Source organism: Pelorhabdus rhamnosifermentans, assembly GCF_018835585.1.
Lineage (GTDB): Bacteria > Bacillota > Negativicutes > UMGS1260 > UMGS1260 > Pelorhabdus > Pelorhabdus rhamnosifermentans.
On sequence record NZ_JAHGVE010000013.1, the window covers coordinates 75,592 to 97,351 of the forward strand.

General features: G+C 43.2%; 22 protein-coding genes. 21 read left to right on the top strand and 1 reads right to left on the bottom strand.

Annotated elements, in window-relative coordinates; translation table 11 throughout:
* The first annotated feature begins 4 nt into the window (after nt 1-4).
* Genes holB through rsmI form a run of 4 tightly spaced genes read left to right on the top strand, consistent with a single transcriptional unit; the run spans nt 5 to nt 3,409 of the window.
* Complete coding sequence (gene holB, locus Ga0466249_RS15600; RefSeq protein ID WP_215830403.1) at nt 5-1,036, top strand: DNA polymerase III subunit delta'; 1,032 nt, start codon at nt 5-7, stop codon at nt 1,034-1,036.
* Nucleotides 1,008-1,829: a PSP1 domain-containing protein gene (locus Ga0466249_RS15605; protein ID WP_215830404.1), complete on the top strand. Its 822-nt coding sequence runs from the start codon at nt 1,008-1,010 to the stop codon at nt 1,827-1,829. The genes holB and Ga0466249_RS15605 overlap by 29 nt, the downstream gene beginning before the upstream one ends.
* The gene (locus Ga0466249_RS15610) at nt 1,826-2,563 is read left to right on the top strand and encodes a tRNA1(Val) (adenine(37)-N6)-methyltransferase (protein ID WP_215830405.1); all 738 of its coding nucleotides are present in this window, start codon (nt 1,826-1,828) and stop codon (nt 2,561-2,563) included. The genes Ga0466249_RS15605 and Ga0466249_RS15610 overlap by 4 nt, the downstream gene beginning before the upstream one ends.
* Before the next feature lie 9 nt (nt 2,564-2,572).
* Nucleotides 2,573-3,409: a 16S rRNA (cytidine(1402)-2'-O)-methyltransferase gene (gene rsmI, locus Ga0466249_RS15615; RefSeq protein ID WP_215830406.1), complete on the top strand. Its 837-nt coding sequence runs from the start codon at nt 2,573-2,575 to the stop codon at nt 3,407-3,409.
* Nucleotides 3,410-3,506: 97 nt separating this feature from the next.
* Here the strand turns inward: rsmI and Ga0466249_RS15620 are convergent, their stop codons facing one another.
* Complete coding sequence (locus tag Ga0466249_RS15620; RefSeq protein WP_215830407.1) at nt 3,507-3,755, bottom strand: AbrB/MazE/SpoVT family DNA-binding domain-containing protein; 249 nt, start codon at nt 3,753-3,755, stop codon at nt 3,507-3,509.
* Nucleotides 3,756-3,973: 218 nt separating this feature from the next.
* Between Ga0466249_RS15620 and metG the strand changes: the two genes are divergently transcribed.
* The 17 genes from metG to rsmA all read left to right on the top strand — a co-directional run bounded on the left by metG (nt 3,974) and on the right by rsmA (nt 21,704).
* Nucleotides 3,974-5,893, top strand: coding sequence for a methionine--tRNA ligase (gene metG, locus Ga0466249_RS15625; RefSeq protein ID WP_215830408.1), 1,920 nt, complete (start codon nt 3,974-3,976; stop codon nt 5,891-5,893).
* 1 nt (nt 5,894) lies between these two features.
* A complete protein-coding gene (locus Ga0466249_RS15630; RefSeq protein WP_215830409.1) occupies nt 5,895-6,665 on the top strand; it encodes a TatD family hydrolase in 771 nt (256 codons plus the stop codon).
* An 823-nt stretch (nt 6,666-7,488) separates the two neighbouring features.
* Nucleotides 7,489-8,307, top strand: a complete 819-nt coding sequence (gene nifH / locus Ga0466249_RS15635) for a nitrogenase iron protein (RefSeq protein WP_215830410.1) — start codon at nt 7,489-7,491, stop codon at nt 8,305-8,307.
* Nucleotides 8,308-8,351: 44 nt separating this feature from the next.
* Nucleotides 8,352-8,678 (top strand): P-II family nitrogen regulator, encoded by a 327-nt coding sequence (locus Ga0466249_RS15640; RefSeq protein ID WP_215830411.1) that lies wholly within the window; start codon nt 8,352-8,354, stop codon nt 8,676-8,678.
* Between the two features lie 11 nt (nt 8,679-8,689).
* Nucleotides 8,690-9,100: a P-II family nitrogen regulator gene (locus tag Ga0466249_RS15645; RefSeq protein ID WP_215830412.1), complete on the top strand. Its 411-nt coding sequence runs from the start codon at nt 8,690-8,692 to the stop codon at nt 9,098-9,100.
* A 36-nt stretch (nt 9,101-9,136) separates the two neighbouring features.
* Nucleotides 9,137-10,750, top strand: coding sequence for a nitrogenase molybdenum-iron protein alpha chain (gene nifD / locus Ga0466249_RS15650; protein WP_215830413.1), 1,614 nt, complete (start codon nt 9,137-9,139; stop codon nt 10,748-10,750).
* Nucleotide 10,751: 1 nt separating this feature from the next.
* On the top strand, nt 10,752-12,146 hold the full coding sequence (gene nifK, locus Ga0466249_RS15655) for a nitrogenase molybdenum-iron protein subunit beta (RefSeq protein WP_215830414.1): 1,395 nt from the start codon (nt 10,752-10,754) through the stop codon (nt 12,144-12,146).
* A 29-nt stretch (nt 12,147-12,175) separates the two neighbouring features.
* Entirely contained in the window at nt 12,176-13,534 is a 1,359-nt protein-coding gene (nifE, locus tag Ga0466249_RS15660; protein ID WP_215830415.1) for a nitrogenase iron-molybdenum cofactor biosynthesis protein NifE, read from the top strand.
* Nucleotides 13,535-13,555: 21 nt separating this feature from the next.
* Entirely contained in the window at nt 13,556-14,932 is a 1,377-nt protein-coding gene (locus Ga0466249_RS15665) for a nitrogenase component 1 (RefSeq protein ID WP_215830416.1), read from the top strand.
* A 21-nt stretch (nt 14,933-14,953) separates the two neighbouring features.
* Nucleotides 14,954-16,252, top strand: a complete 1,299-nt coding sequence (nifB, locus tag Ga0466249_RS15670; protein WP_215830417.1) for a nitrogenase cofactor biosynthesis protein NifB — start codon at nt 14,954-14,956, stop codon at nt 16,250-16,252.
* Nucleotides 16,249-16,557 (top strand): 2Fe-2S ferredoxin, encoded by a 309-nt coding sequence (locus tag Ga0466249_RS15675; protein ID WP_215830418.1) that lies wholly within the window; start codon nt 16,249-16,251, stop codon nt 16,555-16,557. The genes nifB and Ga0466249_RS15675 overlap by 4 nt, the downstream gene beginning before the upstream one ends.
* Before the next feature lie 24 nt (nt 16,558-16,581).
* Nucleotides 16,582-17,229 carry a Fe-only nitrogenase accessory AnfO family protein gene (locus tag Ga0466249_RS15680; RefSeq protein ID WP_215830419.1) on the top strand — a complete coding sequence of 216 codons (648 nt, stop codon included), beginning with the start codon at nt 16,582-16,584 and terminating at the stop codon, nt 17,227-17,229.
* Between the two features lie 14 nt (nt 17,230-17,243).
* Nucleotides 17,244-18,296, top strand: a complete 1,053-nt coding sequence (locus Ga0466249_RS15685) for a homocitrate synthase/isopropylmalate synthase family protein (protein WP_215830420.1) — start codon at nt 17,244-17,246, stop codon at nt 18,294-18,296.
* Entirely contained in the window at nt 18,277-19,074 is a 798-nt protein-coding gene (locus tag Ga0466249_RS15690) for a hydroxymethylglutaryl-CoA lyase-like TIM-barrel protein (RefSeq protein WP_246588781.1), read from the top strand. Before Ga0466249_RS15685 ends, Ga0466249_RS15690 begins: the two co-directional genes overlap by 20 nt.
* A gap of 157 nt (nt 19,075-19,231) precedes the next feature.
* Nucleotides 19,232-20,221 (top strand): resuscitation-promoting factor, encoded by a 990-nt coding sequence (locus Ga0466249_RS15695; protein ID WP_215830421.1) that lies wholly within the window; start codon nt 19,232-19,234, stop codon nt 20,219-20,221.
* An 80-nt stretch (nt 20,222-20,301) separates the two neighbouring features.
* Nucleotides 20,302-20,844 carry a ribonuclease M5 gene (rnmV, locus tag Ga0466249_RS15700; protein WP_215830422.1) on the top strand — a complete coding sequence of 181 codons (543 nt, stop codon included), beginning with the start codon at nt 20,302-20,304 and terminating at the stop codon, nt 20,842-20,844.
* Nucleotides 20,841-21,704, top strand: a complete 864-nt coding sequence (rsmA, locus tag Ga0466249_RS15705) for a 16S rRNA (adenine(1518)-N(6)/adenine(1519)-N(6))-dimethyltransferase RsmA (RefSeq protein ID WP_215830423.1) — start codon at nt 20,841-20,843, stop codon at nt 21,702-21,704. Before rnmV ends, rsmA begins: the two co-directional genes overlap by 4 nt.
* Nucleotides 21,705-21,760: the final 56 nt, after the last annotated feature.

The window sequence follows — 21,760 nt, forward strand, 5'->3', positions numbered from 1 at the left end:
AGCAATGACATGGGATGAAATAATTGGTCATAGCAAACAAATAGAACGCCTGAAGCGGCTTATAACAAGTAGGCTTATTCCGCATGCTCTTTTGTTTATTGGGCCAGATGGCATTGGAAAGCGGCTTACGGCACATATTTTTGCTCAGAACGTGCTTTGTGATAGAAAAGGCAGCCAAGCCTGTCAAGTTTGTCCGTCGTGTAAAGCATTTATTGCGAATAATCATCCTGATTTTTATGAACTAGTACCTGAGGGAGCTTCGCTAAAAATTGATCAAATTCGATTGCTTCAAAAAGAAGCAGCTTTTACACCGCGGCTTAATCAGGGGCGGGTATTTATTATTGATGAAGCGGAAAAATTGACAACGCAAGCGCAGAATAGTCTTTTAAAAATATTAGAAGAACCTCCGCCTCAAGTGATATTTATTCTTATTGCATCAAATCGGCAAAATCTACTTGAAACGATTTTTTCACGTTGCCAGGAGATACGATTTGATTTAGTTGCTCTAGATGCGGTTAGGATAGCACTTATTCAGGCTGGTTGGCCGCAGCAAAGGGCGGAAATTGCTGCTAAAATTAGTCAGGGGCGGGTGGCTGCGGCTTTTCGGTTTCTTGAGACAGAGGGGCTTGCTATTCGACAGTTCGCGTGCGAGTGGCTGATCAATCTTTTAGAACTTCCGGCAAGTCGTGTTTTAGATCATGCGGGTAAGCTAACGGAACTTTCGCCAGAGGAGCGAAGTGATTTTTTTTATCACATCAAATGGTTGCTGCGGGATTTATTATTGTCAAGATTGTGCAATAAACAGAATTATTTGTTTTTAGCAGTGAACATCGATCAGCAGACCGTGTTGGAACGTCTAGGCCGTTATGTACAGGAGCAACAAGTAAGGATGGCTTTGTCGTTCTTTATTACAGCAGAACAATCGCTTAGGAAAAATGGAAATCCGCGGATTACATTTGAGTTTTTAGTACTTTCGTTGCGCGATTTGACAATTGGGAGGGAAACTAGTGCAGACAGTTGTGGGCATCCGTTTTAAAAAAGCGGGAAAAATATATTATTTTGATCCCAGTAACTTTGTGTTATCATCAGGCGATCATGTTATTGTAGAAACTGCACGGGGCTTAGAGTTTGGCGATGTTGTCATTGGACCGCGCGAAGTAGAGGAAAAAGACATTATTCAACCCTTGAAACCGGTGCAGCGTAAAGCAACACAGGAAGATGAAGAAAAGGTGCAAGGGAATAGACAAAAACAAAAAACAGCTTTTACTATTTGTGAGCAAAAGATCGCAGTCCATGGTCTTCCAATGAATCTTGTTGATGTGGAATATACATTTGATGTAAATAAAATTATTTTTTATTTTACAGCCGAAGGCCGGATCGATTTTCGCGAATTAGTGAAGGATTTAGCCAGTGTCTTTCGAACGCGCATTGAGCTTCGACAGATTGGTGTTCGTGATGAAGCCAAAATGATGGGTGGTATTGGTTGTTGTGGCCGCTCACTTTGTTGTGCAACCTTTTTAGGCGATTTTGAACCCGTTTCTATTCGTATGGCCAAAGACCAGAATTTATCACTTAATCCGACGAAGATTTCGGGTATTTGTGGACGGCTAATGTGCTGTTTGAAATATGAAAGCAATTGCTATGGTTCAAGTTCGAAAAAAATGACTGCCCCGAAGGTCGGTCTGGACGTCCTTACAGTCAGTGGCGATGGAAAAATTGTCTCAGTGAATCCTGCGAAGAAAACGGTTCGCATTGCTATCGCTGAAGGGGAATTCTTAGAACTTCCTTGGGAAGAAGTTGTTCCCAAAGGCGAGAAGCCAGTAATATGAAGTTATTAGTAGGTGAGCGGATCGACGAACTGTATTATGGAGGTTATCGGATTATTCAGCATGAGGAGGAATTTGCTTTTTCTCTTGATGCCGTTTTACTCGCTCATTTTGCGCAGATTCGTCCCTGTTGCCAGGCCATTGATTTAGGTACAGGTACCGGTGTTATTGCATTGCTACTCGCTGCAAGGGGAGCAAAAAAGATCACGGGCATTGAAATCAATACGCATATGGCGGAACTTGCTAGGCGTAGTGTGGCGTTAAATGATCTTGATGCTGTCATTGACATCCTTGAAGCGGATTATTGCCAGCATCGCCTGCTTTCGCAGCTTCCGGCAGGGTCCGCTGATCTTGTTGTAGCTAATCCGCCTTATCGCGCGATTGGTACAGGAGCGCAAAATAGTAAAAAAAATGTGGCTTCTGCTTGTCATGAATGTTCGGCCTCTTTAACAGATGTGATTACAGCCGCTGCTTTTTGGGTAAAATATCGCGGTCGGTTTGCTATGGTGCATTTGCCGGAGCGTATGACAGAAATTCTTTGTTTAATGAGTCAAAAGGGGCTAGAACCTAAGCGGCTTAGACTCATTCATCCTGCGCTCGGTAAACAGGCAAATATGCTGCTTGTAGAGGGTATTCGCGGTGGAAAATCAGGGCTATCTGTGCTTCCGCCGCTTATCGTCCATAACGCCGATGGCAGTTATACGGATGAAATTCAAGAATTTTATTTCGGTTCATGAGGTGACGTCGTGGCAGGTACCTTGTATTTGTGTGCAACACCTATTGGAAATTTAGAGGATATTACTTATCGCGCGCTCCGGTGCTTGCGGGAAGTCGCTGTTGTTGCGGCTGAGGATACGCGTCATACGCGAAAACTGTTCACTCATTTTGACATTCATACGACGCTAACCCGTTATGATGAGCATAGCAAGGAGCAGGCCGGTCCCTACTTGATTGACAGGTTGCTTGGTGGGGATGATGTGGCTGTTGTAAGTGATGCTGGCATGCCTGGCATTAGTGATCCGGGCAGTGATCTTGTCAGACGGGCTATTCTGGCCAAGATTTCTGTTGTTCCCTTACCAGGTGCCAATGCAGCTTTATCTGCGCTTATTGCATCCGGTCTGGATACAACGGCTTTTACCTTTTTGGGCTTTTTGCCTAAAACAAAAAAAAAGCAGCAAGAAATGCTGAGTCAATTCGTTGAGCATCCTTATACGCTGATTTTTTATGAATCGCCTCATCATTTATTAGCTACGCTTGGTATTCTCCAGGAAATGTTTGGCGACCGTTCTGTTGCGGTTGGCAGAGAACTGACGAAAAAATTCGAAGAATTTATTCGCGGTTCTTTAAGTGGTGTCATGACTCATTTTCAAGCCGTGCCGCCACGTGGCGAATTTACCATCGTTTTAGCCGGGGCTACATGCGAAACGAGTGTATTGGTTAATGAGCCTCCGTCAGACGCGATTTTATCTGCTGCTGTAGAGGCGTTTGTTGCTGGTGGGTTAGCAAAAAAAGAGGCGATGCGGCAAGTCGCTGTGCAATACAATCTTTCTAAACGGGATGTTTATCAGGCCTTACTCAAGTGAAATTTAGTTGATGCAATTGGATAGACTTTGATAAAAAAAAGTCACAGTAACTGTGACTTTTATCCATTCAAAAAAGAAGTATGAACTTTTTCGAGCTTTAGACGGCTGCTTGTCCCATGTCTTGCAAGCAGGACTTACATACGTTCTTACCTTTAAAATTTGTAACCTCATCTGCATTACCGCAGAAAACACAAGCAGGTTCATATTTTCTTAAGACAATGCGATCGCTATCTACATAAATTTCTAGGGAATCTCTTTCTTCGATATCAAGAGTACGACGAAGCTCGATTGGAATAACAACTCTACCTAACTCGTCCACTTTGCGTACAATACCTGTTGATTTCATTTTTTATTATTTCTCCTCTCATATAACATAATTCGACAAAAACCGTCTGACTAAATAATACCAAAAATGACAGGGGTTGTCAACCTGTTTTTTCCCAAAAAATATAAAATTTTTTCAAAAAATTGCAGAATCCGCATAAATTAGGATTTTTTTTTGCATGGAAAGGCCTGGGAGTATTATAATATTACATACGAACTTTTAATTTGAAGGAGGACAAAATGAGTAAAAAACCTTTTTACCTTACGACGCCCATATTTTATCCTAGTGATAAACTTCATATTGGACATGCTTACTGCACGAGTGTGGCAGATACGATTGCGCGATATAAACGGCTCATGGACTACGATGTGCTTTTTCTGACAGGATCAGATGAGCATGGTCAGAAAATTGAACGTAAAGCCCAGGAAAATGGCGTGACGCCCATTGCTTATGTGGATAAGATAGTCGCATCTTTTCAGCAATTGTGGAAGAAACTCAACATATCTAATGATGATTTTATTCGTACAACGCAGGAGCGGCATCGTAAGGTCGTTCAGAATATTTTTCAAAAAATTTATGATCAGGGCGATATTTATAAGTCTGCCTATAAAGGTTGGTATTGTACGCCGTGTGAAACCTTTTGGCTGGAACGTCAGCTTGTCGATGGCAAATGTCCTGATTGCGGGCGACCTGTAGAAGTATTGGAAGAAGAAAGCTATTTTTTCCGGATGAGCAAATATCAAGATAGACTGCTAAAATTTATAGAGGAGAACCCTGAATTTATCCAACCTGTTACGCGTCGCAATGAAATGATCAATTTCATTAAAGGCGGTCTGGAAGATTTGTGTGTGTCTCGGACAACTTTTGATTGGGGCATTCCCGTGCCGTTTGATTCGAAGCATATTGTTTATGTTTGGTTTGATGCTCTCGTCAATTACATCACGGCCGCAGGTTATCTCGATGATCGCGAAAAATATAAGAAATTTTGGCCCGCTGATCTTCATTTAGTTGGCAAGGAAATTGTTCGATTCCATTCGATTATTTGGCCTGTAATTCTAATGGCTCTTGGTGAGCCTTTGCCAAAGCAGGTTTTCGGTCATGGCTGGCTGATTGTTGAAGGCGATAAAATGTCAAAATCCAAAGGCAATGTGATTGATCCTGTAGCACTGATTGATGAGTTTGGACCGGATGCGATCCGTTACTTTTTGCTACGGGAAATTAACCTTGGTTTAGATGGTAATTTCTCGCGCCAGGCCCTTATTAATCGTATCAATGCTGATTTGGCCAATGATCTGGGCAATTTGCTGCATCGTACCCTCTCTATGGTCGGTCGCTTCCGTGACGGTGTTATTCCTGCGCCGGGAGAAAAAGCTGCTGTTGATGAGGAACTGGAAGAATTATGTAATAAGACTGTGAAAAATTATCAAGCTACTATGGATAAGTATGATATTACGACGACATTAAAAGACGTGTGGGTACTGATTAGTCGTACGAATAAATATATTGATGAAACAAGTCCTTGGGCTTTGGTCAAACAGGTTGATCAGGCCAGTCGTCTTGATACAGTTCTGTACAATTTGGCTGAAACATTGCGTACTATTGCGGTTTTGTTGTCACCTGTAATGCCGACGACAGCGGAGAAAATCTGGCAACAACTTGGTATGCCTGATGATTTATGGACAGTTCGTATTTGTGATATTACAACATTCGGCGGTCTAAAAGCGGGAATAAAAGTTAATAAACCACAGCAGATTTTTCCTCGTATTGAAGAAAGAGAAGAAAGCGAGTCTGCTGAAAGTAGTACCTCTGTTCAAGAAACGCCTAAAATTGAGACACTGCCGGAAGTTTCGATTGATGAATTTGCCAAACTTGATTTGCGTGTAGCCAAGGTACTTGCTGCCGAAAAGGTAGCGAAGGCAGATAAGCTTTTAAAATTGGAAGTGGATTTGGGCGGTGAAGTGCGTACTATCGTTTCGGGTATTGCCAAGCATTATAAGCCAGAGGAGCTTGTCGGCCAAAGTGTGCTCATGATTGTCAATTTGAAACCCGCTAAAATCCGTGGCATTGAATCGCGTGGGATGGTTCTTGCCGCATCGATTGATGATAAGCTGGCTGTTGTGACTGTGCCTGACATGCCTGCTGGGAGCAAGGTGAAATAAGGTGGCTCTTTATGATTCCCATGTGCATCTTGATGAAGCGTGCTATGACGATGACAGGCAAGCTGTGATTCAGCGGGCCTTTGATCAGGGCCTTTCTGGGATGATTAATATTGGTTCAGATATGTCTTCGTCAGCGCGATCTATTGCGTTGGCGCAGCAGTATCCGACGATTTATTGTGCTGTGGGTATTCATCCACATGAAGCGGAAGGCACTTGTGAAGCCGATTATGAACAGCTTTGTAGCTGGACGACTGAGCCTAAGGTTGTTGCTATTGGCGAAATTGGTCTGGATTATTATTATGATCATTCGCCGCGTCCTGTGCAGCGTACAGTTTTTATTCGTCAATTGGCTCTTGCCAGAGAAACGCATAAGCCGGTTATTATTCATGAGCGAGATGCTCACGGCGATTTCATGGATATCTTAAGGCGTGAAGGAGAGGGACTGACAGGCATTGTTCACTGTTATAGCGGCAGTATGGAAATGGCACAGGAACTTATTAAACGTGGATTTTATCTGGGGATTGGCGGTTCTCTTACCTTTAAAAATTCTAAAAAACTCAAGCAAATTGTAACTGAGCTTCCGCTGCGACATTTTGTTGTTGAAACAGATTGTCCCTACTTAACTCCTGAGCCTCATCGCGGAAAGCGTAATGAACCTGCGTATGTTCGGCTTGTTGTAGAAGAAATTGCAGCGTTGAAGCAAGTAAAAACGTGTGAGATAGAACAGGCTACGACAAAGAATTTGGAAGAGTTGTTTGGATTCAAACACTAAATTTGGGAGTGCGTTTCCGGGTCATGGAAGCGCACTTTTCCATTTTCAGTATGAAATAAAGCTTAAACGGGAAAGAATATCAGATTTAGCTTTGTGGTGATACTTCCTATCAAACTTTGTTTAAACACAAGTATTTTTATAAACTAAACTAACTAAAATGAAATGAATAGATAGTTTTAGTTTGGTTATGTTCGTTTTAATTGAGTATAGATAGTTAATCTTTTAATAAAGTATTGACTAGGATGCTGTTTTGTTATATCTTATGTATAAATAGTAAATTAGGTATCGATAAGATACAAAGGGTATCCAGGAACCAATCAAGATTCGACTAAAAATCCAAAGAATAGACACGGATATGATGTTGCATCATTTTCGGGTCTTATTGTTATGGAAAAAATTTAATATTACAACAATAGCAATATCTATTGAACAACTTATTTGGGTGTGCTATGATGGAAAAAATAAATTATGGTTTTGAGACAGTCTTTATAACGTTAAGTTTTGTTGAGCGGTTCCCGATAAGTAACTGATCTGGCAGCAACGAGGCTGATAAATGTTATTCATTATGAATAACATTTATCAGCCTCGTATTGTTTTACTACGGTTTTCAATGCATGAGGCATGAGAAAGGCGGTGATGATTCGACTATTGAGGAGCGTTTTAGACCAGGGATATAAAAATGCTGAATAAGTACTGGCATACTTATTCAGCAAGAGCATGTACAAAAAAACCGATCAGGGCTTCTTTAACATACCTATTTTTAATTATAGCCCGGGGCAATGTATTTTTCAAGTGACAAAATAAATTCCGGAGGAGTAAAAAAATGAGACAAGTTGCAATTTATGGCAAGGGCGGTATTGGAAAGTCCACGACGACACAGAATACGGTGGCCGCGTTGGCTGAAGCAGGTAAAAAGATTTTAGTCGTCGGCTGCGATCCTAAGGCGGATTCTACACGGTTATTACTGCATGGATTGGCTCAAAAAACGGTTCTAGATACGTTGCGTGATGAAGGCGACGATATTGATTTGGAAGATATTTTAAAACCCGGCTTCAAAGGAACGAAATGTGTAGAATCAGGTGGACCGGAACCAGGCGTTGGCTGCGCTGGACGGGGTATTATTACTTCCATTAATATGTTGGAATCGTTAGGAGCTTATACGGATGAACTGGATTATGTTTTTTATGATGTATTGGGCGATGTGGTGTGCGGTGGTTTCGCAATGCCTATACGGGAAGGAAAGGCTCAGGAAATATACATTGTAGCTTCAGGTGAACTGATGGCTCTTTATGCGGCCAACAATATTTCCAAGGGCATTCGAAAGTATGCGGTAAACGGTACAGTGAGACTGGGGGGCATTATTTGTAACAGCCGCCAAGTGGACAATGAATTGGAATTGCTTAAAGCTTTTGCCGAAGAACTGGGTTCGCAGCTGATTTACTTTGTTCCTCGCGATAATTTAGTACAGCGGGCGGAAATCAATAAGAAAACAGTCATTGATTTTGATCCGGAAGCTGATCAGGCAAAAGCCTATCGTTCCCTGGCACAGGCTATTGATGAGAACAAAATGTTTGTTATTCCCAAACCGATGAAACAGGAGCGGTTGGAAGAATTAATGATGGCTTATGGAATTCTCGGATAGTCTGTTAGTCCTTAATTAAAAATTGTCGAGGAGGAATGAATAACGTGTTATTAGTACGAGCAATTATACGGCCGGAAAAAAGGGATGAAGTGCTTTATGAATTATCTACCGCTGGTTTTCACGCCGCTACGGTGATTGATGTAGTGGGGCGCGGCAAGCAAAAAGGTATCAAGATCGGCAGCATTGTTTACGATGAAATTCCTAAAATCATGATCATGATGGCTGTACGGGACGAAGATAAAAATGACATTGTAAGTGTACTTCTTCGCACAGCCAAAACAAGCGGTAAAGGGGCTTTCGGTGACGGAAAAATTTTTATTACACCAGTTGAAGAGGTTTACACCATATCAAGCGCCGCGACAGGCTTGTAGGGAGTGGGATAATGAAAGAGATTATTGCGATTGTCCGAATGAATAAAGTAGGTGCGACGAAACAAGCTTTGATCGAAGCTGGAGCTACAGGATTTACGGCTGTCAAGGCGCTTGGCAGAGGGAAAATGGTGGAAGATACGGGCGTTATAGCTGGCCGTAAGGCTGATTTGATGGCTATGGCAAACGAAGAAGACGTAAAAGAAACAGAATTATTAATTGACGGGTTTCTTAATGGAGCCCGGCTGTATCCCATGCGGATGTTCGATATTATTACCCATGATTACGACGTAACGAAAATTGTGCAAACCATTATGGAAGTCAATCGCACAACTTTTAATGTTGGTGATGGTAAAATTTTTGTACTGCCTGTGGCAGACGCCATTCGTGTTCGCACGAAAGAAGCTGGCGACGCCGCCTTATAAAGAAATAAGAATGAGTGTATAGGAGGGAAATCCGCTGTGGCTATTACGGAAAAAGAATTACAGAAGATATTTGAACAGTATCCAAGCAAGGTGCAAAAGAACCGCAAAAAGCACATTCTAATTAAAGATGGTGAATTGGAGAATCAGGAAATTGCCGCCAATGCCCGCACTATTCCTGGGATTATGACGAACCGCGGCTGTGCTTTTGCAGGTTGCAAAGGAGTTGTACTCGGACCGCTAAAAGATGTTGTTCACATTGTTCACGGGCCGATTGGCTGCAGCTATTATACATGGGGGACTCGTCGTAACAAAGCGAAAGATGAGCCAGGTATTAAAAATTTCATCAATTATTGCTTTTCTACCAATATACAGGAAAAGGACATTGTTTTTGGCGGTGATAAAAAACTGGCAGCCATGATTGATGAAGTGGTGGAAATTTTTCATCCTAAGTGCATTACCATTTCGGCAACTTGTCCTGTTGGTCTGATTGGTGACGATATCGTTGCCGTTGCTGCAGCAGCGGAAAAACGCCATGGTATTCAGGTAGTTTCGTTTAGCTGCGAAGGCTACAAAGGCGTCAGCCAATCGGCCGGCCATCATATTGCCAATAATAATCTGATGGATAAGGTTATTGGCAATAGCAATGTCGAAAAAACCGAACAAAAATACGCTATTAATATTTTGGGTGAGTATAATATCGGCGGTGACGGTTGGGAAGTTGAGCGTGTTTTGAAAGACATTGGCTATCATATTGTTTCTGTTATGACAGGTGACGGTGCCTGGGAACATCTGCGCAATGCCCATGTAGCGGATCTGAATTTAGTGCAGTGTCATCGTTCCATCAACTATATTGCTGAGATGCTGGAAGTAAAGTATGGAATTCCCTGGCTGAAAGTCAATTTTATTGGTATACAGTCCATGATTCAGACCTTAAGAAATATGGCACTGTATTTTAATGATGCAGCACTAACGGAGCGGACGGAAGCGGTCATTAGCCGTGAACTGGCTCGCGTGGAACCGAAAATGGAGCAGTACAAGAAAATCTGTCAGGGAAAAACGGCATTTTGTTTTGTCGGCGGTTCACGCGGACATCATTATCAAGGATTGTTTGCTGAACTTGGTATTGAGACGGTTTTGGCCGGGTATGAATTTGCCCATCGTGACGACTATGAAGGCCGGAAGGTTATTCCGACAATTAAGCTGGATGCCGACAGCAAGAATATTGCTGAACTGCACGTAGAGCCTGATAAAGAGCGGTTTCATCTGCGCGTTTCACCGGAACGGATGGAAGAATTAAAGAAAAAAATTCCCCTTAGTTCTTATGACGGATTGAACGTCGACATGAAAACGGGTGATATCATTGTGGATGATTTGAATCATTTTGAAACAGAGGAATTTATTCGATTGCTCAAACCTGATATTTTTGCTTCAGGAATTAAAGATAAATATGTTGTACAAAAAATGGGTATTCCGGCCAAGCAACTGCATTCGTATGATTACAGTGGTCCCTATGCAGGGTTTAATGGAGCTGTTAATTTTGCTCGTGACGTGAGTATGGGATTTGCATCACCGACATGGAATTTTATTACACCGCCCTGGAAGAACCAGCCCCTGCTAGGCGGCCAATTGAATGAAGGAGGCAAAGACTAATATGTTAGATTATACACCGAAAGAAATAATCGAACGGGCTAGCGGCGGCGTGATTAATCCGGCTAAAACCTGTCAACCCATCGGCGCTATGTATGCAGCCCTTGGCATTCACAATTGTTTGCCTCATAGTCATGGCTCGCAAGGCTGCTGCTCTTTTCACCGCATGCATTTGACCCGCCATTTTCGTGATCCTATTATGGCTACATCAAGTAGTTTTACTGAGGGTGCTTGTGTATTTGGCGGTGGTGCCAATTTAAAAACGGCCATCAAAAATATATTTTCCTTGTATAAACCCGATGTCATCGCTATTCATACGACGTGTTTATCGGAAACCATTGGCGATGATATTCCAGATATTATTAGGCAGGCTGTTGACGATATTCCTGAGGGAAAAGTTGTTTTTCACGCCAATACACCCAGTTATCAGGGGTCGCATATTACGGGATTTTCCAATATGACCAAGGCCATGGTTACCTATTTTTCGGCGGCCACTGAAAAAGAGAAGAAGGATCAGATTAATATTATTCCCGGATTTGTAAATCCAGGTGATATGCGGGAAATCAAGCGGATTGCTCGGAGTATGGGAGTCAAAAGTATTATGTTTCCCGATACTTCAGGAGTTGTCGATTCGCCTATGACAGGTGAGTTTACGATGTATCCTAAAGGCGGGACACATTTGGAAGACCTGCGGGATACGGGTAATTCTAAATTGACCTTGGCACTGGGGCGGTTTGCTTGTACTGATCCGGCTGAGCAGTTGCGGAAAAAATGTAAAGTTCCGGCTGCTATCATGAAGACGCCGATTGGTATTCAGGCGACGGATGAAATGATTATGGCGATAGCAGGTGTCTTTGCTTTGGAGATTCCTTACGAATTGGAGGAAGAACGCGGACAGCTAGTCGATATTATGACAGATACGCATTTTCATTTTCATGGGAAACGAGTGGCAATTTTTGGTGATCCCGACATTGTAGCAGGAGTTACGGAATTCGTACTCAGCTTAGGTATGGTTCCGGTTCATGTGCTGACAGGTACTCCGGGGGGCGCTTTGGGATCAGGTTTGGCCGGGTTTGAAGATGAAATTAATGAGATGACCGAATCGCATGGTATCAAGGCCCAAGTGAAATCAGATGAGGACTTATTTACGCTTCATCAATGGATTAAGAACGAGCCAGTCGATTTATTAATTGGTAATACGTACGGCAAGTTTATTGCAAAAGCCGAGGATCTGCCGTTTGTGCGAGTGGGTTTTCCTATCCTGGACCGCAGTGTTCAGCCTTATTTTCCAATTGTCGGTTACCATGGAGCTATGCGGCTGATCGAGATGATCAGCGGAGCCTTGCTGGATCGTGCCGACCGTGATGCGACGGATGAAAACTTTGAATTAGTTATGTAAAAGATAGAAAAGCAAAGGAGGGGATGACGATGGACCAGGCACTTGTTGTACCCGACAGAGAAGATTTCATTGCCACCAAGGGCAAGCAAAAGAAACAGCTGAAATGCGATGCTGACAGCATTGCTGGGTGTGTGAGCCAACGGGCTTGTGTATATTGCGGAGCCAGGGTTGTGCTCAATCCTGTCACAGATGCCGTTCATCTGGTCCACGGTCCTATTGGCTGTTCAACTTATACCTGGGATATTCGCGGCAGCCTGTCGAGCGGATCGGAGATGTACCGCAATAGCTTCTCTACGGATCTTAAGGAGCAAGATATTATTTTTGGCGGCGAGAAAAAATTATTGGCCTGTATTGATGAATTGGTCCAAAAGTATCAACCCCCGCTTATTTTCGTTTATTCGACGTGTATCATCGGCGTTATTGGTGATGATTTAAAAAGTATTTGCAAGCAGGCATCAAAACAGTACGGTATTGAAATTTTGCCAGTGGAATCTAGTGGTTTTATTGGCAATAAATCTGCCGGCTACCGTGCGGCCTGCGATACGCTCTTGCACTTGATTGATTTAGGTAAGGAGTCGTTACACCAGGTTAGTTCACAAAGGCAGGCAGCTAAGCAAATTAATTATTTGGGCGATTTCAATTTGTCCGGTGAGGCTTGGATTATCAAAGGTTATCTGGAACGTATGGGAGTAAAAATCAATGTGGCGTTTACAGGTGATTCCGACAGTCAGCATATAAAAAAGGCTCCTGATGTGGATCTTAATATTATTCAATGTGCCGGATCGATGCATTATTTAGCCGAGAAACTAGAAGAACTTTACCATATTCCTTATTTGCAAGTTTCCTTTCTTGGTTTGCAGGATACAGCTAATTCCTTACGTAACATTGCCGCCATGCTTCAGGATGAAACGGTGGCTGCCAAGGCCGAACAATTGATTGCCGAAGAGTCTGCCAAGGTCAAGCCTGATATTGACTTTTACCGAAGCAAGCTAGTTGGCAAAAAAGCAGCTATTTATGTTGGTGGTGGATTTAAAGCCATATCACTCATCAAGCAGTTTCGGGAAATCGGCATTGATGTTGTCATGATCGGCACGCAGACGGGAAGACAGGAAGAGTACGAAACAATTGATACGTTAGTTGATGATGGTACAGTCATTTTGGATGATGCCAATCCGGCTGAACTGGAAAAATTTATGATTGAACAAGAGGCGCATATTTTGGTAGGCGGAGTGAAAGAACGGCCATTGGCGTTTAAACTGGGCAAAGCTTTCATTGATCACAATCATAACAGGAAGCATCCCTTGAGTGGTTATGTAGGTGCTGTCAATTTTGCGCGCGAAGTATATACAACTGTTTGTTCGCCTGTATGGAAATATCTTAGTAAATAAACGGTAAAGGAGGTTGAACCGATGGGCGGACTACTAAATTTAAGCCGTAATGTCAATGAAAATCCTTGTAATATGTGTATGCCCATGGGGGCAATTTTAGCTCTTAAGGGAATTGAACAGGCCATGGTGATTATCCATGGATCCCAAGGTTGTTGTACCTATATGCGGCGTCATATTGCGGAGCATTACAATGAACCTATTGATGTGGGTTCTTCCTCGCTCAATGAAAAAGGTACTATTTACGGCGGTGAAAAAAATCTTAAACAAGCACTGGATAATATTCGTCGCGTATATCATCCCCGCATGGTCGGAGTCATTACGACTTGCTTGGCCGAAACGATTGGCGAGGATATTCGTCGTATTGCCGATGACTATTTGACGGAGCGCAAATTGGATGATTTATTTATCGTGACTGCTTCCACCCCGGGATATGGTGGCAGTCATACTGAGGGATATCGTTTTACTTTACGCAAAATCGTTGAACAGCTAGTCGAACCAGCAACAAGACATGAGAAGATCAACTTGATCGTAGGCGATCTATCTACTGCCGATATTCGGGAATTACAACGCCTATTGGCTATGATGGATATCGAATATGTCATGCTCCCCGATGTGTCAGACACGTTAGATCGGCCCTATAGTTCGCACTATGATAAACTTCCTCCCGGCGGTACGAGACTCTCTGATATTCGCACAATGAGCGGGGCGGCGGCTACAATTGAAATTGGCATTACCATGCCTGATGAGTTGTCAGCAGGAAAAGTGCTGGAAGAAAAATTCGGTGTGCCCTTATATCAGGTACCCGTTCCAATCGGCGTGGACAATACAGATCGTTTTTTAGCAGTATTAACAGAGATCACAGGAAAAATTGTGCCGGAAGGTATTCAAGGAGAACGGGGTCGATTATTGGATGCCATGGTTGATTCGCATAAATACAATTTCGAAGGACGCAGCGTTATTTTTGGCGAACCTGATTTGGTATATGCCGTAACTAAGCTATGCTGTGAAAACGGCATCTATCCGGTGGCCGTGGCGACTGGTAGTCAGGCGAATAAATTAAGCCAAGCACTGGAACCGCTGATTGCCGATTGTCCACAGCCCGTTCAGTGTTTGAACGGTTCCGATTTTGCTTCCATTCGGGAAGTGGCGGAAGCCAGGGGAGCCAATCTGGCCATTGGTCATTCTGATGGAAGATATTTGGAAGAACGTAGTCATATCCCGCTTGTGCGGCTGGGTTTTCCCATTCATGACCGCACCGGAGGCCAGCGACTGTTGTCTGTTGGTTATACGGGTTCAGCAAATTTGTTAGATCGTTTGACAAATACGTTATTAGAGAATAAATACAAAACGTACCGTCGCGATATGTATGAAGAGTTTTATCAGCATGAAGCGAAATAGAGAGGCCGAGGTGATGAACAAATGACTTGTACCCGTTTTTCCGGGGAAGATAGGCCACTTTCTGGCGATTTGGCTGTGAAAACAGCCATGCATCCCTGTTATTCCCTTGAGGCTCATCATCAATATGCCAGAATGCATATTCCTGTAGCTCCAGCTTGTAATATTAGCTGCAATTATTGCAATCGAAAGTTCGATTGTGTCAATGAGAGTCGTCCGGGGGTGACAAGCGAAGTGCTGACACCTGAGCTCAGTCAGAAAAAATTTCAATGGGTAAAACGGGAGATGCCCAACTTAAGTGTTGTTGGTATTGCCGGACCTGGTGATGCCTTGGCAAATTGGGATCAGGTAAAACGCAGTATTGAGTTAATTAAGGCTGTCAGTCCTGAGATAATATTTTGCTTGTCTACGAATGGCCTCATGTTGCCCGAATATGCGCAGGAAATCATTAAGATGGATGTAAAACATGTAACAATTACGATGAACTGTCTGGATGCAGCTATTGGTGCCAAACTATATCGGTATGTTGATTATCATGGTCAGCGCTATAGTGGAGAGAAAGGTGCTAGTTTATTGAATCAGAATCAGTTAGAAGGGCTAAGCTTGCTGACGCAAGGCGGTGTTTTAGTTAAGGTCAACATTGTGATGGTGCCGGGTATCAATGATCGGCATATTCCACAGGTCGTCAGGAAAGCACGGGATCTGGGAGCTTTTGTAACGAATATTATGCCGCTTATTCCCGCACCGGGCAGTGTCTTTGAGTTCATGCCTCAGACGAGTATGAAAGAAATCAATAAAATGCGGGATACATGTCAGATAGACCTGCGCCAAATGCGTCACTGCCAACAATGCCGGGCGGATGCCATCGGTTTGCTTGAGCAGGATCAATCCCATCAATACCGCTTTACTCAATCTGTCCGTGAAGCTGAGCCTGCGACAAGTAAAAAAATTTACAAAATTGCTGTGACAACTAAATATAATCGCTTAGTAGATCTTCATTATGGTCATGCCAAGGAATTTTATGTTTATCAAGTGTCGGGATCAAAATCTTGTCTGGTTGAGATCCGTCAAACACCGCAATATTGCCATGGCATTGCTGATTGTGATGCATCGGAAGCGATCAAGCGCGAGGCACTCGAGACATTAACTGATTGTGATGCTCTGTTAACCATGCGCATTGGTGACAGTGCGCAAAAACGTCTGGAGCAAAAGGGAATTTTAGTTGTTGAATCGTGTAACAGCGTAGAAGAAGGACTTGTGTATGCCTATAAAAAACTGGAGAGTCCGGGTATGTTGTGTGAAAATGCGAGGGGAATTATATGAATAAACCAAAACGTCATATTTTTGTTTGTACCAGTTCTAGAATCAATGGTCAGCAAAAGGGTTACTGTCATGCGAACCAATCAGTGGAACTAGTGGAGCAATTTATGGAGGAAATTACGGATCGCGATTTAGGCGGAGAAGTTTTTGTCAGTAATACAGGCTGTTTTGGTATTTGTGAAAAGGGACCTATTGTTGTAATTTATCCGGATAATGTTTGGTATGGAGCCGTATCGTCCGATGATGTGGAAGAAATTATGGAAGAGCATATTGAGAATGATCATATTGTAACGCGCCTGGAAATTTGATATTCATAAAATGGGGGGAATTGTATGGCACCGGATATTGCAGTCTTTGTCGGTGAAAATGGCATGACTGCCGCCGTGAATGAACAGGGAATATGGAAAATCTATCGGCGACAGTCTTCTGGTGGTTGGCAGGATATCAGGGAATTGTCCATTCATATCGATGAAACGGCGGGTTTAGTAAAACTTCGTCAACAATTAGCCAATGTTATCGCTTTTTTTGCTGATTGTCGTATTGTCGTGGCTGCAGTTGTCACTGGTATTCCCTTTTTTGAATTTGAAAAAGCAGCTTGTAATGTATGGGAATTCACGGGTTATCCGCAGGATTTTCTTGATTATATTCTTGTTAAGGAACAAGAAATGAAAAAACAAACGGCTGTGGTAGAGCCCGTATCTCTGCCGGTTCCTGAAAATTTAGGTAACGGATATTTCCGTATTTCTATCAAAAAAGTTCAGTCCAATAATTCTGGGTTTACTTCCAAGCAAGTTCTGCAGAATTTTTTGCAGCGGGGTGAGTTTTATTCACTTGACGTTTTATGCAGTCATATTCCGCCTTGGTTAGAGGGCGAATTACTATTAGGAAAGTATCAAGTGGCGACAGAGCAACGAAATCCTCAGGAAGTTAGACTTACTATTACCAAGTCCTGCTGTTTTGAGTCTGCGCCGACGTTGTGATGACGCTTCAATTCATGGATAAAACATTGCAGGTTGCTATGAATCAAAAAATTCCAGGTAAGCAATTGCAGGCGTTACACCATATTCTCCAACAACTGGGATTGCTCCAGTTTGATGTAGATGTCATGAACTGGCACAGCTATCTGAAGCGTGAAAAAATCACCCTGGATATGCAAAATGTGCGTGGGTGCGTACCTGTTGAAAAGGCGGCTGTTCATTTGGCTCATGAGTTAGGTTTTTATCATGTTTGCCTGAATTATGTTCATGTGCCGCAACAGGCATCAGCGATTACATTGCATACGGTCCTGGCAGAAGCAGAGCGGCTGCAGTTGATTGTTGATTGGCATATTGTCAATTTATCGGAATTAGCAAGAACTGAAATAGTCGAACTGTTGTCCATACTCGAAAAATTTGCGGTGCACGGCTTGGTTTGCGGTGATCGTGGCAATTGTTTAGAACCTTTTTCTACCCGGCGTTTAGTAGGAATCCTTCGTGATTGCGTAGCTTGTGAGCTTGAATTTGAGGGAAATAACGGTTTAGGGCTGGCTGTGGGGAACACGCTGGGCGCCGTGTTGGCAGGTGCATTAAAATTTGCTGTCGCTGTTGGCGGGGTCGGTAAAGTGGCCGCATTTGAAGAAGTATTGTTTGGTCTGCGTGATTTATTGCATCTACCGCTGGAAGTGCCTTGTTTGTTGGCTCAAAAGTGTCATGAGGTATGGGCTCTTATGGGATTACAGCTGCCGGAGACAAAACCGATTATTGGTGAGAATATTTTTTCCCATGAATCGGGCATTCACGTCGATGGAGTCAATAAATGTCCGGAACTCTATGAAGCTTTTCGTCCGGAAACAGTAGGGTTATCCCGGCATATTGTTATTGGAAAACACTCTGGAAGCAGTGCAGTCCGCCGGCAGTTGGAGCTGCTGCAGCTTTGTGCTGATGATCAAATGGTCGCAAAGGTGCTTATGAAAGTACGTAGTCAGGCTGTTAGCCAGAAATCGTCTTTATCGTTGCAGCAACTCAAGTGCATTTATGATGAGGTGCGCCATGAACGTCAAAATAGTTGACACAACTTTAAGAGATGGTGAACAGATGGCTGGGGTGGTTTTTCAAGCTGAGGAAAAGCTAGCTATCGCCCGTGCACTTTCGGATGCGGGGGTGTATGCTGTTGAAGCGGGTACTCCTGCAATGGGGGAAGAAGAATGTAAGGCGCTAAAAATGATTCTGGCGGCACAGTTGCCAGTGCAAGTCATTGCTTGGAATCGCGCCAAGCGGGAGGACATTTTGGCTTCGGTGCAATGTGGATTTACAATGGTTCATATTTCTGTACCCATATCTGATTTGCATATTAGTTATAAGCTGAAACGGAGCCGTGAGTGGGTCTTGCAGAATTTGGTCGATTCCGTCTTGTTTGCACGCGATTTAGGTTGCCGAGTTGTTGTGGGGACGGAAGATACTTCGCGAGCTGATCCTAAATTTTTTTTACAAGTGGCTAACACGGTGGCCAAACTAGGCGTCGAACGCATTCGTTATTCTGATACGGTGGGGTGTATGGAACCTTTTGCTGTATATCGCATCATGAGTCGGCTTGTCAACTCTTGTGTTTTGCCCGTTGAAATGCATGTCCATAATGATTACGGTTTGGCGACGGCAAACACTCTGGCGGCTGTTCAGGCGGGTGTTCGGTTGGTGAGTGTGACTGTTACAGGCATGGGAGAAAGAGCTGGCAACGCGTCATTGGAAGAAGTGGTCTTGGCACTTCACAGTCTCTATGGTTATGAGACCGGAATTGAACGGGCTAAAATGCCATTATTGACAGAGCAGGTAAGACAAATAAAAAAATAAATTTTTTAAATCTAATAAAAAAGGAATATTTTTACAGAACGGCGAATATTTTCCTTATGGGAAAGGTTTGCCGTTTTTGTTCTTAACAGGGGCCCAGTTTGACAATTATGGCAAATCTATGCTAAAATATTAATCCATAAAGGAAAGGGGGTATTAAATGAGTGATGCAAAGCCCGTATTTTCCGCAAAAGGGCGCAAAAGATTGGCCATTTTTCTTGTGCTAATCATCACATCACTATTGGCAACTGGGTTTGTGTGGGCAACGAAAAAAGTTAACATTACAGTCGATGATAAAGAGCTAACTATTATAACTTATTATTCCAATGCAAAGGATGTGCTCGCGCAAGCTGGCTTGACAATCGGGCCAAGTGATGAGGTTCGAATGTCAACAGAAAAGCTGGTAAACGGTACGCACATTCAGGTCTATCGTGCCATACCACTATGGATAACTTATCAAGGAAAAACTACCCAGATTGTTTCAGGTCAGCCAACTGTGGGTGAAGCTATCGCTGCTATGGGGATTTCGGCAGACAATATTGAGCTGACTCCCGATGCAAGTACACCTGTAGTGCCGAATATGAATATTCGAGCAGTTGTCTTAACTGAAAAGCTTGTTAATGAACAGGTCGAGGATCCCATTCCTGTTGTTCATCAAAGCGATGCCAATTTAGAAAAAGGTGTCGAACAAATGACTAGTGAGGGAAAAGCAGGGACCAAACAGATTACCGTAAAAAAATATTTTGCTGATGGTCAAGAGGTAAAATCGGAAATTGTTGGTGAAACCGTATTAGTACCTGCTCAGCCGCAGGTGATTCAAGTTGGAAGTCGCGAGACAGTGCAAACATCACGGGGCAATATGCGCTTTCGGCGTATTGCATATATGGAAGCGACGGCTTACCACCCCAACGACGGCTCCGGTTCTGGTATTACGGCAACCGGGGTTCGTGCCCGCTACGGCATTGTGGCTGTAGATCCTGATGTTATTCCGCTAGGAACGCGTCTTTACATACCTGGTTACGGCTTAGCTTTGGCAGCGGATACTGGTGGAGCTATTGTGGGTGACAAAATTGATTTGTGCATGGAAGATTACGATGAGGCTTATGCTTTTGGCCGACGTACTATGAAAGTCTATATATTAGGTGATTAGTAGGTTGAAATCGAAAAAAACGCAGGGTGTAAGCCCTGCGCTTTTTTCGCATCGGAGAGAATGTGAAGAGGCGGTATTGTATGCTAAAGGAAGTCATTATTGTTGAAGGAAAACAGGATATTGTAGCTGTAAAGAAGGCCATTGATGCAGAGTGCATTGCAACAGGCGGTTATTCTCTGCTTACAAAAACGATTGAAAAAATCGGACAGGCATATGAAAAACGTGGGATTATTATTTTGACTGATCCCGATAGCCCTGGCGAGAGAATTCGCAGGTATCTTGTTAAACGATTTCCCTATGCACAGCATGCCTATATTTCTCGTGCTGCTGCTACAGCGAATGGTGATATTGGCGTTGAACAGGCTTCAGCTCAGTCTATTCGTTTAGCGCTTGCTAAACTTCATTGTACGACGTTTGAACCTGGAAATGAATTTACCTATGCTGACTTGGTTGATGACAATTTAACGGGCCACAGTGATGCGGCAATTCGTCGTAAATTGCTTGGTGAAATACTTGGAATTGGTTATGCTAATGCCAAGACTTTTTTGCAGCGACTCAATCACTATGGTGTTACCCGCGCGGCTTATCAAGCGGCTATCATTCAATTGGAGGCAAAACAATGAAAGCTCCCTGTATTGCGCAGCGTGATGTGACGTTACATATTTTGAAAACTTTTCATCTTGTTATGAATAAGAAATTAGGTCAGAATTTCTTGATTGATTCGCATGTTGTCAATAAGATTGTTGAGGCTGCGGAAATTACCCCGGAGGATAAGGTTTTGGAGATTGGTCCGGGCATTGGTACTTTGACCCAAGGGTTGGCAGAAGCAGGCGCAAGTGTTGTGGGTGTGGAGCTAGATAAAAAATTGATTGATGTTCTTGGTAAAACGCTTGCTGATTATGATCAGGTTCGTATTGTGCATGGTGATATTTTAAAAATCGACATTTCTCGGGAAATAGCAGCGGAATCCTATAAAGTTGTTGCTAATTTGCCTTATTATATTACAACACCCATTATTATGAAGCTTCTTGAAGAACGGCTTCCCATTTCCTTACTTGTTACGATGATTCAAAAAGAAGTAGCTTTAAGGATGATTGCCAGTCCGGGCAGTAAGGACTATGGTGCCCTCTCTGTTGCTGTTCAATATTATACAGAGCCGGAAATTGTTTTTATTGTTCCGCCCGCGTCATTTATTCCAGCTCCTGCTGTTCATTCAGCTGTGTTACGTTGCCGGATTCGTAAAATGCCACCGATTGCTGTTGAAAGTGAAAGGGATTTTTTTAAGGTAGTCAAGGCGGCTTTTTGCCAACGGCGTAAAACGCTTAGCAATTCCTTGAAAGGCGGGGGTTTTGAAGCAAATGACATAGCCACCATGCTTGATAGGGCAAAAATTGAGGGCCAACGACGTGGTGAAACATTGGCCCTTGCTGATTTTGGTGCTTTAGCTAATGCTTATACGGCACTGATTCGTGAAAGAGGATAGAGTAGAAGGGTCATTGAGCGATTATGTTGAGGAGCCGTTTCTTTGGAGGCGCTCCT

Coding starts and splice junctions, on each gene's coding strand:
- rnmV (WP_215830422.1), top strand. CDS start 20,302: ATGCTAAAGGAAGTCATTATTGTTGAAGGAAAACAGGATATTGTAGCT.
- holB (WP_215830403.1), top strand. CDS start 5: ATGACATGGGATGAAATAATTGGTCATAGCAAACAAATAGAACGCCTG.
- Ga0466249_RS15645 (WP_215830412.1), top strand. CDS start 8,690: ATGAAAGAGATTATTGCGATTGTCCGAATGAATAAAGTAGGTGCGACG.
- Ga0466249_RS15675 (WP_215830418.1), top strand. CDS start 16,249: ATGAATAAACCAAAACGTCATATTTTTGTTTGTACCAGTTCTAGAATC.
- nifH (WP_215830410.1), top strand. CDS start 7,489: ATGAGACAAGTTGCAATTTATGGCAAGGGCGGTATTGGAAAGTCCACG.
- Ga0466249_RS15665 (WP_215830416.1), top strand. CDS start 13,556: ATGGGCGGACTACTAAATTTAAGCCGTAATGTCAATGAAAATCCTTGT.
- Ga0466249_RS15610 (WP_215830405.1), top strand. CDS start 1,826: ATGAAGTTATTAGTAGGTGAGCGGATCGACGAACTGTATTATGGAGGT.
- Ga0466249_RS15695 (WP_215830421.1), top strand. CDS start 19,232: ATGAGTGATGCAAAGCCCGTATTTTCCGCAAAAGGGCGCAAAAGATTG.
- metG (WP_215830408.1), top strand. CDS start 3,974: ATGAGTAAAAAACCTTTTTACCTTACGACGCCCATATTTTATCCTAGT.
- Ga0466249_RS15685 (WP_215830420.1), top strand. CDS start 17,244: ATGGATAAAACATTGCAGGTTGCTATGAATCAAAAAATTCCAGGTAAG.
- Ga0466249_RS15620 (WP_215830407.1), bottom strand. CDS start 3,755: ATGAAATCAACAGGTATTGTACGCAAAGTGGACGAGTTAGGTAGAGTT.
- nifE (WP_215830415.1), top strand. CDS start 12,176: ATGGACCAGGCACTTGTTGTACCCGACAGAGAAGATTTCATTGCCACC.
- nifB (WP_215830417.1), top strand. CDS start 14,954: ATGACTTGTACCCGTTTTTCCGGGGAAGATAGGCCACTTTCTGGCGAT.
- Ga0466249_RS15690 (WP_246588781.1), top strand. CDS start 18,277: ATGAACGTCAAAATAGTTGACACAACTTTAAGAGATGGTGAACAGATG.
- nifK (WP_215830414.1), top strand. CDS start 10,752: ATGTTAGATTATACACCGAAAGAAATAATCGAACGGGCTAGCGGCGGC.
- rsmA (WP_215830423.1), top strand. CDS start 20,841: ATGAAAGCTCCCTGTATTGCGCAGCGTGATGTGACGTTACATATTTTG.
- Ga0466249_RS15680 (WP_215830419.1), top strand. CDS start 16,582: ATGGCACCGGATATTGCAGTCTTTGTCGGTGAAAATGGCATGACTGCC.